This window comes from Actinokineospora cianjurensis (assembly GCF_003663795.1).
GTDB lineage: Bacteria > Actinomycetota > Actinomycetes > Mycobacteriales > Pseudonocardiaceae > Actinokineospora > Actinokineospora terrae.
The window spans coordinates 2,809,193-2,824,526 of the sequence record NZ_RCDD01000001.1; the positions used below are offsets into that span (position 1 = coordinate 2,809,193).

Below are 15,334 nucleotides of genomic sequence, written 5' to 3' on the forward strand. Positions count from 1 at the left end.
TTAAACCCCCTGGTAGATCGGTTCAGCGCCGGGAAAGATCCCTGCCGTGCACCGGCTCATCCTCAGCTCCGCCGACGTCGCCCGGGTTCGCCTGTTCCCGTCCCCGACACCGGTCGCGGAGACCCTGTTCAGCCTCAACGCCCTGCGCGGCGGCGCGGACGGGGCGCACCTGGAGCCGTGGCGCGACCGGGTCCGGGTCGGTCTCGGCCCGTGGTCGCGGATGCTCGCGGCGATCTCCCCGCGCGGCCCGCACTTCCTGGACCTGGTGGCGCTCATGGGTGCCGGGGTCGACGACGACGCCCTGCTCGCCAGTCCGCGGGCGCGCGTGCGGGCCGAACTCGACTGGTTCGCCCGCTGGTCGGGCCGGATGCCGTCGGTGCTGCGCGGCCTCGACGACGACCTCGCCGTCCGCCGCGACCTGCTGGCGTCCCTGCGCGCCTACCACGACCTGGCCATCCGCCCCGAGTGGTCCGCGGTGCAGGACTCCTTCACCCTCGACCGCGCCGCCCGCGCCCGCGACCTCGCCGACGGCGGCGTCGACCGGCTCCTGGCTGGCCTGCACCCGCTGATCCGCTGGACCGGCGCGGTCCTCGACGTCGGCTGCCCCTTCGAGGCCGAGACCACCCTCGACGGCCGGGGGCTCGACATCGTCCCGTCCTACTTCCAGCGGTCCCCGACGCTGCTGCGCGACGGCGACCGGATGCTGCTGATCTACCCCGCCGTCCGCACCGAGCGCCCCCAGCCGCCCGCGGGCCTGGCCAGGCTCCTCGGCCGCACCCGGGCCACCATCCTCACCGCCATCGCCGAGGGCGTCGCCACCACCACGACCCTCGCCCGCCACGCGGGCACCTCGGCTGCGGCCATCAGCCAGCACACCGCGATCCTGCGCGAAGCGGGCCTGATCACCACCGGCCGCCACCACGGCACCGCCTGCCACTCCCTGACACCCACGGCCACCGCCCTGCTCGCCCGGGCGAAACCCCAAGGGGCCTGACCGACAACTCGCGCTGGAGATCGCCCCATGTGGACTCGACCGCGGCGACGATGGGTGGTCTGGAGTTGGGCCATGTCGCGGATTGAGGTGCCGATCCGCTCGATCACCTGGCGCGTGCCGTCCACATCGGACTGGATGGCGCCGATCCTGGTGATCACTTCGACCACGCCCGCGATGGCGGCCGACGACCCGGCGAGGCTGTGCAGCTGGGCGGTCATGGTCTCGGTCGCCTGCTCGGCGTCGGCGGCGAGGGTCGAGCCGCGCGAGATGGACGAGGCGATCTCCGCGACGCTCGCGCTGAACTCGGTCGCGCCGATGCTGGCCGCCGCCGACTCGGTGTGGGTCACCTTCGCGCTCTCGCGCAGTTCGTCGGCCTGGCCGCGCAGCGCCTCGGCCGATCCGGTGAGGTCCGCCGCGGTGTCCACCACTGCCTGCACCGAGGTGGTGAGCCCGCGCTGCATCTGCACGAGCGCGGTGCCGAGTTCGTCGTCGACACCGGCGGGCTCGATCGGGGCGGTCAGGTCACCGGAGGCGATCCGGCGCAGGTGGTCGGCGGTGCGGCGCAGGGTCGCCACCATCTCGCCGAAGGCCCCGGCCAGCTCACCCAGTTCATCGCGCCCGGAGCGGGGCAGGGTGACGTCGAGGCGACCGCGGGCGATGTCGAGCGCGGCGGTGCGCAGGACGGGCATCCGGGCGGTCAGGCGGCGGGTGGTGAACCAGACGGTCGCGAGCAGGACGAGGGCGATGACGAGCGCGAAGCCGATCAGCTTGGTCCGCAGCGCGCCGACCGGGGCGAGGACGTCGCTCATCGGGGTCACCGTCGCCAGCGTCCAGCCCGTCCCCTCGACCGGCGCCCAGGTCACCGAGGTCATCAGCGCCTTGAGGTTGGCGTCGTAGTACGGCTCGACGACGCCCTCCGCGCCGGTGCGCTTCGGCTCGGTGTACCAGGCGTAGGTGATGGCGTCGGCGTTCGCCGCGTCGTCGAGGTCCTGCCGCACGGGCTTGCCGGTCTCGTCCTTGATCCAGCGGTACTGGTGGCCGCGGGTCGCCGGGGGCGTCGAAGCACAGGTACATGTCGTAGATCTCGGGCGTGGCGGCGCGGGTCCCGCGGACCACCTCGTCGAGCAGCGGCCGGTTCGCCGTCGGCATGGCACCATCCGCGGCGACGATGGTGCGGATGCTCCCCCTGCGCGTACCGGCGGCCGATCCCCAGTCGCCGTCGCATCGGCGGGCCTGCCCCGGTTCTGAGGTCCGTCACCCGGGCGGGCGGGTCAGCGGCGCTGGCGTGGGTTCACCCGCATGATTGCGGCCGCGGCTTCGGGTCGGGTCAGGGGCGGCGGAAGAACTCGATCTCGCCGAGGGCTATGTGGGTGGTGGGGGTCTGGGGGGTGGCGGAGCGGATGGTCAGGCGGGCCTGGGTGACGTCGGAGGTGCCGAGGTCGGTGCGCTGGGGGCCGGGTTCGTCGGCGAGGGTGATGGTGGTGGTGCGGGTGGTGCCGTCGGTGCTGGTGGTGGTGAGGTCGACGGTGGTGGGGCGGGCCTGGTCGGTGAAGTGGTCCCGGTCGGTGGTGGGGCCGGTGTGGATCACCACCGACAGCAGGCGGATGGGCTCGGCGAAGGTGAAGGTGGCCTGGGCGCCTGGCGTGGGGGTGCCCCAGTAGCGGTTGGACAGGCCGTCGGCGGCGGCGCGGGCGGGGTGGTCGGGGAGTTCGGCGGTGGCGGTGACCGTTCGGGGGGCGATGGCGGCGGGGGTGGACAGGCGGTCGCGGATGTCCTGGACGGCGGGGTCGAGGTGGGGGTAGAGGGCCACGCCGAGGACGACGAGGGCGGCGACGACCAGGAGGGCGACGACCGCGCGTAGCCAGCGGGAACGGTCGCCGTGCCAGGACCACCGTCGGCGGGCGGTGGCGGCCGCCGTGGCCGTGGGGTCGAGGGGAGTGGCGCAGCGGCGGCAGAACTTCCGGCCGGGCGGGTTCGACGTCCCGCACACCGGACACGGCGGGCCCTCGACGGTGTCGGCTTGGGCAGCGGACGCGACCGGGCGTTGGGCGACCGGCCTTCCCGGGAGTACGGGAGCGGTGTCCAGCTCGGGGGGTGGTGGCGTGGCGGGATCGCGAGCAACGCGGGCAGGAGCGGGCGTGGGTTCGGCGAAGAGGGAAGCCGCCGGGTTGGTGGCGGGCTCGTCGCCCGGATGCACGGCGCCAGTGGCCTGCGTGGCAGGTTCGGTCGCGCCCGTGGTGGGGACGGTTGCCGAACCATCTGTCCGGCGGGTCGAGGCACCGGTCGTCGGGTTGTCGGCCGGTCGCGCGGTGGACCCTCCGGACCGCGGGGGAGGACCCGCGGTGGTGTGTTGGGCGGGCTTGTTCGTGCCCGTGACGGGGTCGTCGATGGTCGCGGAGTCGTCTGCGCGGTGGGCCTCGGTACCGGCGTCGACCGGTTGTGAGACGGATTTCTCGGGCTGCTGCACGGAATCCGCGCCTGGTGCAGGGGCGGCCGGGTCTGTGGTGGACCAGCCGAGGTAGGTGGCGCAGTTGCCGCAGAAGTCGTCCGTGGTCTGGACCTGGGTGCCGCAGACGGGGCAGGGGCGGGTCATGTGGGGTCCTCGGGTGGGGCTGGGAGTACCTCGATCCGCGGGGTGAGGTGCAGGGGGCAATGGGCGGCCACGACGGCGGTGACCTGGTCGTGGTCTGCCGGGGATCGGTCGGGCCAGACGCGGATCACGAGTTCCGGGGGTGTGCCGGGGAGCTCGGCGCCCGCGGCGGGGGACCAGGCCACGCCGGGGCCGTCGGTGATGGTGACGCCGACGCCCAGGGTCAGGCGGAGGCGGGTGGCCAGGCCGCGGGGGGTGCCGCGGTCCCGGTGCAGGGCGGTCGCGCGGCGGACGAGGTCGCGGCGGACCTCTGCGGGCCAGCGGGGGTCTGGGGACTCGGCGACCCAGGAGGCCAGCCAGGCCAGGAAGTCCTCGGGGGTCAGGGCGGGGTCGAGGTAGGCGGTCAGGTTGTCCAAAGTGGACAGGATGACCGAGAGCACGTCGTCGAGGCCCGCGGTGAAGCGTGCGGCGAAGTCATCGGCGGCGTACAGCGCGGGCAGCAGTTCCCCGATGGGGTGCGTGCTCGGCAGCCCGGGCACCGCGGCGCGGGTCACTGGGCACCCACCACGGTCACCTGGTGCTGGTGGGAGAACACCAGCGCGTCCGGCGTCAGCTCCAGCCGGTCCACCCGTCCACCACGGGCGCCGGTCAGCGGGTTGGCCGGGAACAACAAGATCTCCTCCACCATGCCAACCCCCGGAACCCGTTGCAGCACAGCGAAGATCTCGCCGTACTGCACCGCCCGGCCGAACGCCCACCCCGTGCCGTCCGCGCCCCCGGTCATCGGGTCGAGATACCCGTGCAGCGCGTCCTGCGCCCCTGCCCGCACCCCGTCGACGTCGGCGTCCGGCGCCACCAACCGCGCCACCACCGTGATCCCCTGGTACCGCGGCGGACTCACGATGGCCCGCGTCCCCAACAGCCGTCGCGCGTCGAGGTGCCCCGCCACGGTCGCCAGCACCTCGTCGGACGGCACCAACTGCTCGATCCGCAGCCGTTCGCCGTGGCCGACCGTCGCCGAGGGCACCACCAGCACCCGCGCGGCACCGGGCTCATCCGCCGAGGGGAGACACCGCACCCGCGCCAGCGAAGGTGCCGCCTGGTGCGCCAGGCGTTCGTAGTCGGACGCGGTCACGGCCCGGTCCTGCACGCGCAATTCCTGCGGCGCACGGGTTCGAGCCTCCGCCACCGTCTCGCCGTCGACCCCGCCGCGAGCCGCCTCCCGGTTCTCCACCGCCGAGATGTACGGGACCGAGCTGCGCAGCACCGAGATCGCCCCACGAGCGACATTCCCCGCGCGGCCGCCCCCGGTCCGGTACTGCTCCACCAGAACCGCCGACCCCTTCGGCGGAACCGCGCCGTAGTAACGCAAATCGCCGTCAGCCGTGCGCACCGCGGGCGGGAACCGCACCTCGCCGAGCGTTGCGTCCAGCACCACGTGCCGGTCGCCAGGCCCTGACTCGCCGAAGTGCTCGACCGCGGTCCACCGCTGCCACCCGTCGCCGTCGGACACCAGCACGGTGATCGGGTCGCCATCGGTCAGCACCGGCGTCCTGGGCAGGGTGAACCGTTGCCCGGGAACACCTTGCGACAACCCCAGCGGCACATCCGGCACGGCCTCGGCGTGCTCGACGGCGACCGTGCCGCCGATGGTGAACGCCTCGGCGACGCGGATCGTCGGCGACTCGGAGTAGAACGGCTGACCGGCCTCGGGTTCGCTCACCCGAGCGCGCACCCACCCAGCCCGCCTGCCCGCGATCACCGACTCCACATGCGACGCGGGCAGGTGCACGACGACCTCGCCCGGGCGGTTGAGCCCACCCGTGCTGTCCTCGTCGGTCTCGCACACGGTCCACCCACGCCCGTCCCACGCCTCCCACACCAGCGGCGGCTGACGCGGGTCGACACCGATGCCCTCCACCCGACTGTCCAGGCGCAGCACCACCACGCACTGCGGCGCCGCGGCGGACAGGCCGAACAACGTCGAGTCGTCCACGGCCGGAGTCGCTTGGAAGCACCGCACGTCCTGGCCTGCCGCGAGGTCCTTGGTGCGGTCGACGTGCTCACCGGCCGCGCTCCTGGTGACCAGCGCGTCGAGCTCGCACGGCACGATCGGCAGCGGCGAGGTCGTGGCGAACACGACCGCCTCCGTGGTCTCCGCGCGGACCGTCGCGACCTCGGTCCCCGGTGGCAGCAGCACCACCTCCACCTGCGGCGCCGAGAGCCAGAACGTGACCCGCGCCCGCGCCGCCGTCGGCGGGAACAGCCGCACACCCAGCAGGTCCAGGAACGCCAGGTAGTTGCGCTCGGGCACCCGGTTGAGCCGGTAGACGAGCTGGTCGACCATCTGCGCGAAGGTCTCGATCAGCGTGACACCGGGGTCGGAGACGTTGTGGTCGGTCCACTCGGGACACCGGTCGCGCACGTACCGCTTCGCCTCGTCGACGAGCTGCTGGAACCGGCGGTCGTCCAGGTCGGGTGCGGGCAGGGCCATCAGTCCGGCTCACCTTCGGAGGGGATGGTGTAGAAGGGGAACACCAGGTTGCGCTGGTCGTTGGTCGCGCGGATGGTGTAGTGGATCGAGATGTGCAGCGTGCCCACCTCGACCGGGTCGAAGTCGACATCGACGGCGACGGTGTCCACCCGCGGCTCCCACCGGTCCAGCGCGGTGCGCACCTCGCGCGCCAGGTGGCCCGCGGTCGCCCCGTCGGTCGCGGCGAACACGTGGTCGTGGATGCCGCAGCCGAACTCCGGCCGCATCGGCCGTTCCCCGGGCGCGGTGCCCAGGATCAGCCAGATGGCCTCCTCGATCTCCTGGTCGCGCTCGACCATGCCGATGCCGCCGGTCGGTCCGACGCGCAGCGGGAAGCCCCAGCCCCTGCCGATGAAGTCCGCCGCCACGCTCACCCTCCTATTCGGACTGTCAGCGCGCCGGTCACGACCGTGGCGCCGCAGGTGGACTTGTCGCCGACCCTGGCCGCGACCAGCCCGCCGATGAGCACCCGGCCGATGCGCGGTTGGAGCACGTTGCCGGGGCCGAGCGCGGCGTGCGGCGGGATGACGCACACGTGCGTGCTGCCGATGACCGCGGCCGGTTTGCCCTCGATCAGCACGGTCGCCACCTTGGCCGCCACGACGGGCGGTGGCGGGCCGACCGCGCCACCGTGGCTGGTCTTGTCGCCCAGGCGTGCGGCGGGGAACATCGCGGCCTCCTCTCAGTTGATCCGGACCGTCAGGCCCTTGACGACCGCTTCCGTGCCGCCGCTGACCGACGCCGAGGTCGCGGCCTCGACCGACACCGTCCGTCCCTTGAGGACGAGGGCACCGCGCTTGGCGTCGACGGTGATGCCGCGGGAATCCATGCGCATCGAGCTGAGCACCCGACCGCCGCCGCGACCACGCACCCGCACGTCGATGCGCCCGGTCTTCTCGTCCAGGACGACCTCCAGGCGCTTGTCGCCGCTGGCGATCCGCACCCCGGACTTGGCGGTCCCGTCGAGCAGCTCCAGCCGGTTGCCGGTGCGCGAGACCAGCGACCGCCGGTTGAGCTTGCCGGTCTTGCGGTCGACGAGCGGAACGTCGTGCGTGGACGGTTTGTCGACCCCGTTGTAGAGCCCGCCGAGCACGTACGGTCGGTCGAGGCTGCCCTGCTCGAACCCGACCAGCACCTCGTCGTTGACCTCCGGGCTGAACACGCCGCCGCCGCGGATGCCGCCCCACTGCACGGTTCGGACCCAGTCGGTGACGTAGTTGTCGTCCAGCCAGGGGAACCTCAACCGCACGCCGCCGCGCTCGGTCGGGTCCTTGATGTCGGTCACCACGGCGATCGCAAGCCCCGGCATCCTCGGCGAGCGGACTGGGGCGTTCGCCCCGGCCACCAGCCCCGCCAACGACCGGTCGGCCGAGGCGCTGACCGTGACCACGGTGCGGTAGCCCAACCCCGGCTCCAGGACGTGGCGCACCGCCGTCGCGGTGTACTTGCCGGAGAACGCCGCGCCCACCTTGGCCAGCGCCACCGGAACACCAGCCCGCAGCTTGGGGTTGCCGTTGGCGACCGCCTCGATCTCGCCGAACCCCGCGGCAGCCGAGGCGGCGACCCCGCGCGCCACGGCGGCCGTCTCCGCCTGCGTCCCGTATGGAGTGTCGGTCACCAGCATCCGCGCCCTGGGGCCGAACACCGCCGACGGGGTCATCCCCGGCGCGACGGTCCTGCTCTTGAGCGCGGGCTCCACGGCCACGTGCGCCTTCTTCGTCTTGACGTCCCACGACCGGACCTCCACCGCGCTGACCTGCTCGGCGCTGGTCAACGTCGCGTGCAGGGCCGTCACGTTCTCGCCGTGTTCGAGCACCAGCGGGTCGACCGCGGAGGACGTGCTCGGTGATGGCGCCTTGCTCGCCGGTTCGGGCTTCGTCAGGTGCAGGACGCCCTTGTCGTCGACCTGCAGCACGACGCCGTGGTCGTGGGCGAGCTGGGCCAGGAAGTCCCAATCGGACACACCGGCCTGGCTGAGCTGGGTGTAGGTGACCGGTGCCAGCTCGACCCTGCCGACGGTGACGCCCGCGCCCTTGGCGACCTTGCGCACGATGTCGGCCGCGGTCATGTTGCGGAACGCCTCCACCTTGCGGCCGCGGAAGAGCCGGTGCGCCCTGCTCATCGCGTGCACCACGGTGAACGTGCCGGTTGTGTCCGCGTCGAGCTCCAGCGCGGTGACCTCGCCGATGAACAGCAGTTCCTGCGCCGTGCCGCTCACCGTGGACACCGACACCCGCAGCGGTGTGCCGATGGTGATGCCGGTCGCGGCGAGCAGCTCGTGGTCGCCGTCGCGGTAGGTCAGCACCGCGGCGTCCGGCAGTCCGACGCTCTCGTCGACCACGCAGCTCACCAACTGCTTGTCCCACGGGGCGGGCAGCGGCCCCGGCGCGGCGACGATCGGATCGGCGGCGAAGGCCCGCCCGCCCTGGGTCCTCATGCGGCTCCGTCCTGCTCGGTGACCTCCGCCGCGCCGGGCAGCAGCAGCTCCCGGCCGACCGGGAGCACCATCGGGTCGTCGATGTCGTTGGCCTCGGCGATCGGCCGCCACAGCGTCGCGTCCCCGTACTCCTGCCAGGCCAGTTGCGGCAGGCTGTCCCCGGCGACGACCCGGTGCGTGCGGCGCGCCCCCGGCGACCCGGACGTCGGGTTCTGGCCGGGTGTGTCCGCCCCGGCTTCCTCAATGGACAGTGCGCAGGTGGCGCGCAGCGGCTTTCCGTCCACATCGAACAGTGCGTAGTCGACGGACAGGTTCGCCAGGATCCCGTCGAACGACGTGGTCCGCGCGGTACCCCACTCGAACCGCACCCACGGGCTGGCTGGCTTCTTGCGCGCCAGGCTCCGCTTGGTCGGCACGCACGCCACCATCAGCTTCTCGACCCGCTCCTCCACCGAGTTGTCGTGCGTGGCGGTGGCGTCGAGGAAGACCTCCACCGACAGCGTCCGCGGTCCGCTGCCGACGAACTCCGGCAACGCCGCCTGACCCGCCATCCGCGACGGTTTGCGCCGCCACTCGACGCTCTTGGCCAGCGCGAGGGTGTTGGGGTTGAACTGGAACGGCACGCTCGCCAGCCGCGCGCCCGGCTTCGCGCCCACCTTCGCGGGCGGTTCCATGATCACCAACCGGGCCCTGGCCAGGCTCTGTGCTGCCATCTCGTCCGTCCTCGTCAGCTCGGTCAGGAAGCGAGCAGGCCCTCGTGCGCGAACTCCAGGGTCTCCACCGCGGCCTGCGAGTCCGCCGGGTCGAACGACGGCCCGGTCCAGCGCACCGGCACGATCCCCTGCACCTGCCACCGGGTGATCGGCGTCAGGTCCGGCGCCAGCGCCACGATCTCGCCGCTCTTGCGCTCCACCCGCCGCACCACCTCGGTGAGCCAGCGCACCACCTTCGCCGAGTCCGCCGTCACCGGCCGGGTCATGGTGATGTTCGTCCAGGTGATCCGCGAGGGCAGTTGCCAGGTGAACCCGTTGTTGCCGCCCTCGGTGAACTGCTCCACCTCCATCTGCGCGCCGAGCCCCTGGCAGGTGTGGAACGCGCCGAGGTCGTTGCCGCCGATGGTCAACTGGAAGAACACGGTGGTGGCGAAAACGGTGCTGGTCATGGGATCCCTCTCAGCGGCGGTGGTCGTTGCGGTGCCCGGCGCGCTCCCGGCCGTGGCGCAACTCGGCGCGCAGCAGGCGCGTCAGCGGGTCGAGCAGACCACGCGCCAGGTCGTCCAGGTCCTGGTCGGCGGTCGGGTCGGTGCGGGACCGCTTCCTCGGTGCGGCCCTGCGCTGGACGGGCGCGGGGCGCGGGGGAGGAGGCGGTGGCGCCGCGCGCGGAGTGGGGGGAGTAGGTGGGGGGCTCCGCTTCGCGACCACGGTGCTCGGGCCGGATGGCTTGTCAGCCGGGGTGAGGCGCTGGACCGCGGGTGGCGTGGTGACGCCCTGGTGGGGATCCGCGCCGGGGCGATCCACGTGGAGGGCGAGTTGGAGGGGGTGGTCCCGGCCGAGCGTCGGCTTCGCGGGAGCGGGCGTCGAGCGCTGGACGTGCTGGACCCGGGGGACTCGTCCGGGTGGGGCGATCGGAGTCGGGGGTCTGTTGTCGGCGGGGGTGTCCGGCTGGGCTCGGCGCGTGAGAACCGGGCCTGCCGGACCTGCGTCGGTCTTCTTGGCGGCGTGGCGGATGCTCGACTGTCCGGAGTCGACTTGGGTCGTGTCTGACTCGGTGCCGAGGGTGGGGCGTGTTGGCTCGCTTGGCCTGGTCCCGTCGACGTGCTTCAGGGCGACCGGCGCCGGTGGGCTGGGAGGCGCCGAGGCCGACCGGCTCGGCGCTCCGACCTCCCGCACCGGAGGCCCGACCCGTCCCCGGGGTACGCCCTGACCGGACCTCGCACTGACGACCGGTGACCGGAGCGGCTCTCGCGCTGCACCGAGCCGTGGTGCGCTCGGACCATCTGAGGGGGCTGCTGGACCGGCAGGCCCACGGCCAGTGGTCTCGACCGCGGCCCGCTGGACCGCTGCGTCGGTCCGCCTGACCAGTGGCGTGCTCGGACCGGCTGAGGTGGGCGCGGGCCGCCGCGATGCGTCGCTACGACCCTGGTGAACGACGGTGTCGATCTGCCTGACCACTGGCGTGCCGGGACCGACTGAGGTGGGCCGGTCCGGTGCCTCATCGGGGCCTAGGGGCTCGCTCTGGCGAACGACCGTGTCGATCTGCCTGGCCAGAGGTGCGCCAGGACCGACTGGGGCGGGTGATCCGGTGGGCCGCTCCGGTGCCTCATTGGGGCCAAAGGGCCTGGTCTGGTGTACGACCGTGTCGATCTGCCTGACCAGAGGTGCGCCGGGGCCCGTTGAGGTGGGCTGCTGCGGTGCGTGAGTGGGGCCGAGGGGCTTGGTCTGGTGGACGACGGTGTCGATCCGCTCGGCTAGCGCCTTCGGAGCTTCGGCAGGGGGCTGTATCAAGGCGTGGTGAGCGCTGTCGGCCGTGGTCCGGTGAGTGGTCGTGTCGGCCCGTCTGACCGGCGGCGCGCTCGGATCGGCTGAGGTGGTTGGCGGTCCGGCGGGCTGTCGCGGCGCGTTGCCAGGGCCAGTGGTCTTGGTCTGGTGAACCGCGTTGACCCGCTTGACCGGTGGCGTGCTTGGACTGGCCGAGGCGGCCTGGGATCCGGCAGGCCGCTGCGGTGCGACAGCGGGGCTAGGGGGGTTGGTCTGGTGAACGACCGTGTCGACCCGCCCGGCCACAGGCGTGTCCGGACTGGTTGAGGTGGACGGGGGTCCGGCGGGCCGGTGTGGTGCTGCGCTGGGGGAAGTGGTCTTGGTCTGGTTGATCCGCTTGACCGGTGGCGTGCCTGGACCGGCTGAGGTGGGCGTCGGTTCGGCGGGCTCGGGGCCAAGGGGCTCGGGCCGGTGGATGACCGAGTCGATCGGGCCGATCAGCGGCGCGCTCGGGACTGCCGATGAGGGCGCGGGTTGTCCCGGTGTGTCGCGGGGGGCGGTTGTCCCGACTACGGCCCGCTGGACCGTTGTGTCGACTGGTCCGACCAGAGGTGCGGAAGGGGGCGGGGGTTGTTTCGGAGCAGCGGTGTCGACCGCGGCTCGGTGAATCACCGTGTCGACCCGCGTGCTCGGATCCGCGGGAGCGGGCCGTTTGTGACTGGCCTCCGAGACCGCGGACCGCTGGACGACCGGGCCGACCAGCGGTGCACCCGGGGACGCGCTGGGATGGAGCACCGAGCCGACCGGTATGCCGCCGCGGCCCGTTCTCTCTCCCGACGACACCCCGCGCTGGGCCACCGCGGTGTCGCCACCGGCCACTGACTCGTGGCGGCGAATGGGCGGTCCGAGGGCCCGAGCGCTGCGCGTCGGCATGGATTGCCGGGCCACTGCGCCGACAGGCTTGGCCGGAGCACGTGGGGGGATCTGTGGTCCACCAGGCTGAGCGGGTGTGCCGCCATGGTCGACCGTCGGCGGCGCGGCCTGCTGGACCACCGGGTCGACGAGCCTGACCAGCGGTGCGGCAAGGGCGTTGCCCTGGTCCGGTGCCGCTGCGGTGTCCGGACTGGCGCCGGGCGTCAGCGGTCGAGCAGCCGGTCCCGCGCCGTCCACGCTCGCCGTCTCCCGCCGCGACGTGGCTCGCTGAACCCTGACCCCGGCCGAGGGCACGGCCCGTTGGGCCGCGGTCCCAACCGGTGCGCGATGCGGGCCGGAGCTCACCGAGGCCCGGTGAACGACGGGCGGGCTAGGCGCCTGCTCGACCACCGGTACCGAGGGCGGTGCCTGGACCGCGCGCAGCAGCGGACCGGGCTGGGTGGCGGCCGCCGGGGCGCGGACGACGCCGTGGGCCACGCCGGACGGGGCGGTGGCCGAGATCGAGTGGGACATCTCGCCCACCAGCGACGGGTCGTGCCAGGACGCGAGGGTCGAGCGGAAGGCGAGTCCGTCCGACACCGAGACTCCGTCGCGCACCGATACCGGGGCGAGTGGCCGCACCGCGCGCCAGCCCCCGTCCCACGCTGGTCGGTCCGGTGTGGACCTCGGCTTGCGAAATCGGTCCAATATGGACATCGACGCTCACCCCCCTCCGTTGACCCTGGTGTTGATCCGGCTGATCTCGCGCACCCACCCGGCGCGTTCCCCGTGCGTCAGGTCGAGGATCTCCGCGCGCGGCCAGTGGAAGTGGTACGCCACGTAAGCGACCTCCTCGGCCAGCCGGTCGGGCGGGTACGTCACGATTCCCCCAGGCGCCCACCCGCCAGGTCGACGTCGAAGGTGGACCCGCAGGACGGGCACGCCACGGCCGCCCTCGTGTGGCCCTCGCTGTTGATCCGCCGGTAGAAGTCCTGCAGGAACGCGATGTCGGTGGCGTACATCTGCTCCACCACGCCCGCGTGCACGTCGGACACCTCACCGAGCTCGGTGATCACCTGGCTGAGCAGCACCACGCTCAGGTACGCCGGGTTCTCCTTGACCCGCACGTCGATCAGCGGCCGCAGCTCGTCGCGCGCGGTGGCCAGGCGCATCCGGCCCGCGCGGTGCTTGGTGCCGTTCTGGTCCACGTAGCCGCGCGGCAGCTCGAACTCGAACTCGGTGTGCGACGACTGCTCCGACTGCCGCTTGCTCTTCTTGGTGACCTCGACCAGCTCGTCGAGGTCACCGAGGCTGACCGTCCGGCGCCTCATTCGACCTCGATGTCCTCGAAGGTGATGGTGACCTTCTCCGTCGCCGCGGAGGACTCGCCCGCCTTGAGCGAGGGGCCCTCCCACTTGCTGGCCCACCCGTTCATCAGCTGCATCCGGCGCACCGTGGTGCCCTCGCTGTCCTTGACCTCGATGGTGATGTTCTGCCGCGCCGAGGCCACCGCGCCCTTGTTCAGGGTCTCCTTGAGCCACTTGGTGAACTCACTGCTCTGGTCGAGCCCGCGGGTCAGCACGATCTCGCCGCCCTTGCGCGCGCCGGGTTGCTTGCGCAGCAGGGGTTTGCCCTGCGGGGTCACCTGGGACACCTCCACGACGTCCTCCTCGACGACCAGGCCGCTCACCTCCTGCAGCGACTCGACCTCGTACCCGCCCAGCTGCACCCCGAAGACGTGGGTGGACAGCGCGTCGCCCTCTGCCATGGTCTACCTCCCTCTACTCGCGACTGCCTTACTCACTGACCAGGCTGGTGCTGTCGGAGAACTGCGCCAGCCGGAACACCACGAACTCGGCGGGCTTCACCGGTGCCACACCGATCTCGCACACGACCTGACCGAGGTCGATGGACTCCTGCGGGTTGTTGTCCCGGTCGCACTTGACGTAGAACGCCTCCTGCGCGGTGCGCCCGAACAGCGCGCCCCTGCGCCACTGCTCGGTGAGGAACGCGGTGATGTTGCGCCGGATGCTCGACCACAGCCGGTCGTCGTTGGGCTCGAACACCACCCACTGGGTGCCCAGCAGGATCGACTCCTCCAGGTAGTTGAACAGTCTGCGCACGTTCAGGTAGCGCCACGCCGGATCCGACGACAGCGTGCGCGCGCCCCAGATCCGGATGCCGCGGCCGGGGAAGGCCCGCACGCAGTTGACGCCCACCGGGTTGAGCAGGTCCTGCTCGCCCTTGCTCAGCGTCAGCTCCAGGTCGACCGCGCCGCGGATGACCTCGTTGGCCGGTGCTTTGTGGACACCGCGCTCGACGTCGTTGCGCGCCCACACACCCGCGACGTGACCGGACGGCGGCACGATGGAGTTGCGGCCGACGGACGGGTCGAACACCTTGATCCACGGGTAGTACAGCGTCGCGTGCTTGGAGTCGTAGCCCGCCGTGTCCTGCCGCCAGCCGCGGACCTGCTGCGCGGACAGCCCGGGCGGGGAGTCGAGCACGGCGACCCGGTCGCCCATCTGCTCGCAGTGCGAGATCACCGCGAGCTGCACCGTCTTGACGCCCTCCAGGTCGATCGCGCCGCGCTGGTAGGCGCCCATCAGATCAGGGACCGCGACCATGGTGACCTCGTCGATCGACTCCAGGCCACCGAATCCGGTCCGCTCCTCGGCGTCGCCGATGTACTCGGCGGCATCGACTGAAGTGGACTCCCTTGGCCGCTCCGCCGCGGCGAGGGTCACCGACTGCCGTTCCGGCTTGCTCAGCGCGGTCCCCGGCCGCTCGGTCACGGTGACCAATTTGGACCGTTCGCCGACCTGGGTGACGACGTAGTTCTTGACGTTCTTGCGGGTCGACACGTCGAACGTCTCGACGACCTTGGTCCCTTGCCGCACCAGCAGCTTGAACCGGTCGTCAGGCGGGTTCTCGCCGTCCGCGTCGGCGATCTCCACGGACAGGTCGGGCCCGGCATCCGGGCGGGGCGCCACCAGCAGCCCGCCCACGGTGACCGGCTCCGGTGCGGGGGCGGCGGCGTCAGCGGCCGGACCGCCCACCCGCACCACGTAGGCCGAGCCGCCGCCGTTGCTGAAGTAGCCGTAGATGGCGTGCGGCAGGTACGCGCCCTCGGTGAACCCGCCGAACAGCTGCGCGTACTGGTTCCAACTGGTCACCAGGGTCGGCCGGTGGAACGGGCCCTGCTCGGCGAACCCGACGAAGGCGGCGACCGCCGTGCCGACCCCCTCGATCGGTCGCGCCCCGGTCTGGACCTCCTCCACGTACACACCTGGGGAGAGGTACTGCGGCATGGTCGCTCCTCATCTCGGATCTCGTGCCTGGTAACAGGGTTCCGCGGATCGCCGCCCCGGCGGGAGGTCCGCTCGACTCC

At 72.4% G+C, this 15,334-nt stretch carries 15 protein-coding genes and 1 pseudogene; 2 read left to right on the top strand and 14 right to left on the bottom strand.

The window, feature by feature from the left end:
- Positions 1-46 precede the first annotated feature (46 nt).
- Positions 47-994, top strand: coding sequence for an ArsR/SmtB family transcription factor (locus CLV68_RS35080; RefSeq protein WP_121390513.1), 948 nt, complete (start codon positions 47-49; stop codon positions 992-994).
- A 485-nt stretch (positions 995-1,479) separates the two neighbouring features.
- Here the strand turns inward: CLV68_RS35080 and CLV68_RS35865 are convergent.
- The 10 genes and pseudogenes from CLV68_RS35865 to CLV68_RS12630 all read right to left on the bottom strand — a co-directional run.
- Positions 1,480-2,151 (bottom strand): annotated as a pseudogene (locus CLV68_RS35865) (HAMP domain-containing protein); the annotation flags it as partial.
- A gap of 170 nt (positions 2,152-2,321) precedes the next feature.
- Entirely contained in the window at positions 2,322-3,587 is a 1,266-nt protein-coding gene (locus CLV68_RS12590; RefSeq protein ID WP_121390515.1) for an NADase-type glycan-binding domain-containing protein, read from the bottom strand.
- A complete protein-coding gene (locus CLV68_RS12595) occupies positions 3,584-4,138 on the bottom strand; it encodes a phage tail protein (RefSeq protein ID WP_121390516.1) in 555 nt (184 codons plus the stop codon). Before CLV68_RS12595 ends, CLV68_RS12590 begins: the two co-directional genes overlap by 4 nt.
- Entirely contained in the window at positions 4,135-6,078 is a 1,944-nt protein-coding gene (locus CLV68_RS12600) for a putative baseplate assembly protein (RefSeq protein ID WP_121390517.1), read from the bottom strand. Before CLV68_RS12600 ends, CLV68_RS12595 begins: the two co-directional genes overlap by 4 nt.
- Positions 6,078-6,485, bottom strand: a complete 408-nt coding sequence (locus CLV68_RS12605; protein ID WP_170224253.1) for a GPW/gp25 family protein — start codon at positions 6,483-6,485, stop codon at positions 6,078-6,080. The genes CLV68_RS12600 and CLV68_RS12605 overlap by 1 nt, the downstream gene beginning before the upstream one ends.
- Before the next feature lie 2 nt (positions 6,486-6,487).
- Positions 6,488-6,787 carry a PAAR domain-containing protein gene (locus CLV68_RS12610; protein WP_121390518.1) on the bottom strand — a complete coding sequence of 100 codons (300 nt, stop codon included), beginning with the start codon at positions 6,785-6,787 and terminating at the stop codon, positions 6,488-6,490.
- Positions 6,788-6,799: 12 nt separating this feature from the next.
- Complete coding sequence (locus tag CLV68_RS12615) at positions 6,800-8,554, bottom strand: VgrG-related protein (protein ID WP_121390519.1); 1,755 nt, start codon at positions 8,552-8,554, stop codon at positions 6,800-6,802.
- Complete coding sequence (locus CLV68_RS12620) at positions 8,551-9,267, bottom strand: CIS tube protein (protein ID WP_121390520.1); 717 nt, start codon at positions 9,265-9,267, stop codon at positions 8,551-8,553. The genes CLV68_RS12615 and CLV68_RS12620 overlap by 4 nt, the downstream gene beginning before the upstream one ends.
- Positions 9,268-9,290: 23 nt before the next feature.
- A complete protein-coding gene (locus CLV68_RS12625; protein WP_121390521.1) occupies positions 9,291-9,716 on the bottom strand; it encodes a phage tail protein in 426 nt (141 codons plus the stop codon).
- A gap of 10 nt (positions 9,717-9,726) precedes the next feature.
- Complete coding sequence (locus CLV68_RS12630) at positions 9,727-10,071, bottom strand: hypothetical protein (protein ID WP_121390522.1); 345 nt, start codon at positions 10,069-10,071, stop codon at positions 9,727-9,729.
- 1,969 nt (positions 10,072-12,040) lie between these two features.
- On the opposite strand from CLV68_RS12630, the gene CLV68_RS33355 reads away from it, so the two are divergent.
- Entirely contained in the window at positions 12,041-12,235 is a 195-nt protein-coding gene (locus CLV68_RS33355) for a hypothetical protein (RefSeq protein WP_147459965.1), read from the top strand.
- A gap of 431 nt (positions 12,236-12,666) precedes the next feature.
- Here the strand turns inward: CLV68_RS33355 and CLV68_RS33840 are convergent, their stop codons facing one another.
- Genes CLV68_RS33840 through CLV68_RS12645 form a run of 4 tightly spaced genes read right to left on the bottom strand, consistent with a single transcriptional unit; the run spans position 12,667 to position 15,254 of the window.
- Positions 12,667-12,825: a DUF6760 family protein gene (locus CLV68_RS33840; protein WP_170224254.1), complete on the bottom strand. Its 159-nt coding sequence runs from the start codon at positions 12,823-12,825 to the stop codon at positions 12,667-12,669.
- The gene (locus CLV68_RS12635) at positions 12,822-13,274 is read right to left on the bottom strand and encodes a hypothetical protein (RefSeq protein ID WP_121390523.1); all 453 of its coding nucleotides are present in this window, start codon (positions 13,272-13,274) and stop codon (positions 12,822-12,824) included. The genes CLV68_RS33840 and CLV68_RS12635 overlap by 4 nt, the downstream gene beginning before the upstream one ends.
- Positions 13,271-13,711: a phage tail protein gene (locus CLV68_RS12640; protein WP_092778576.1), complete on the bottom strand. Its 441-nt coding sequence runs from the start codon at positions 13,709-13,711 to the stop codon at positions 13,271-13,273. Before CLV68_RS12640 ends, CLV68_RS12635 begins: the two co-directional genes overlap by 4 nt.
- A gap of 28 nt (positions 13,712-13,739) precedes the next feature.
- Positions 13,740-15,254, bottom strand: coding sequence for a phage tail sheath family protein (locus CLV68_RS12645; RefSeq protein WP_121390524.1), 1,515 nt, complete (start codon positions 15,252-15,254; stop codon positions 13,740-13,742).
- Positions 15,255-15,334 lie beyond the last annotated feature (80 nt).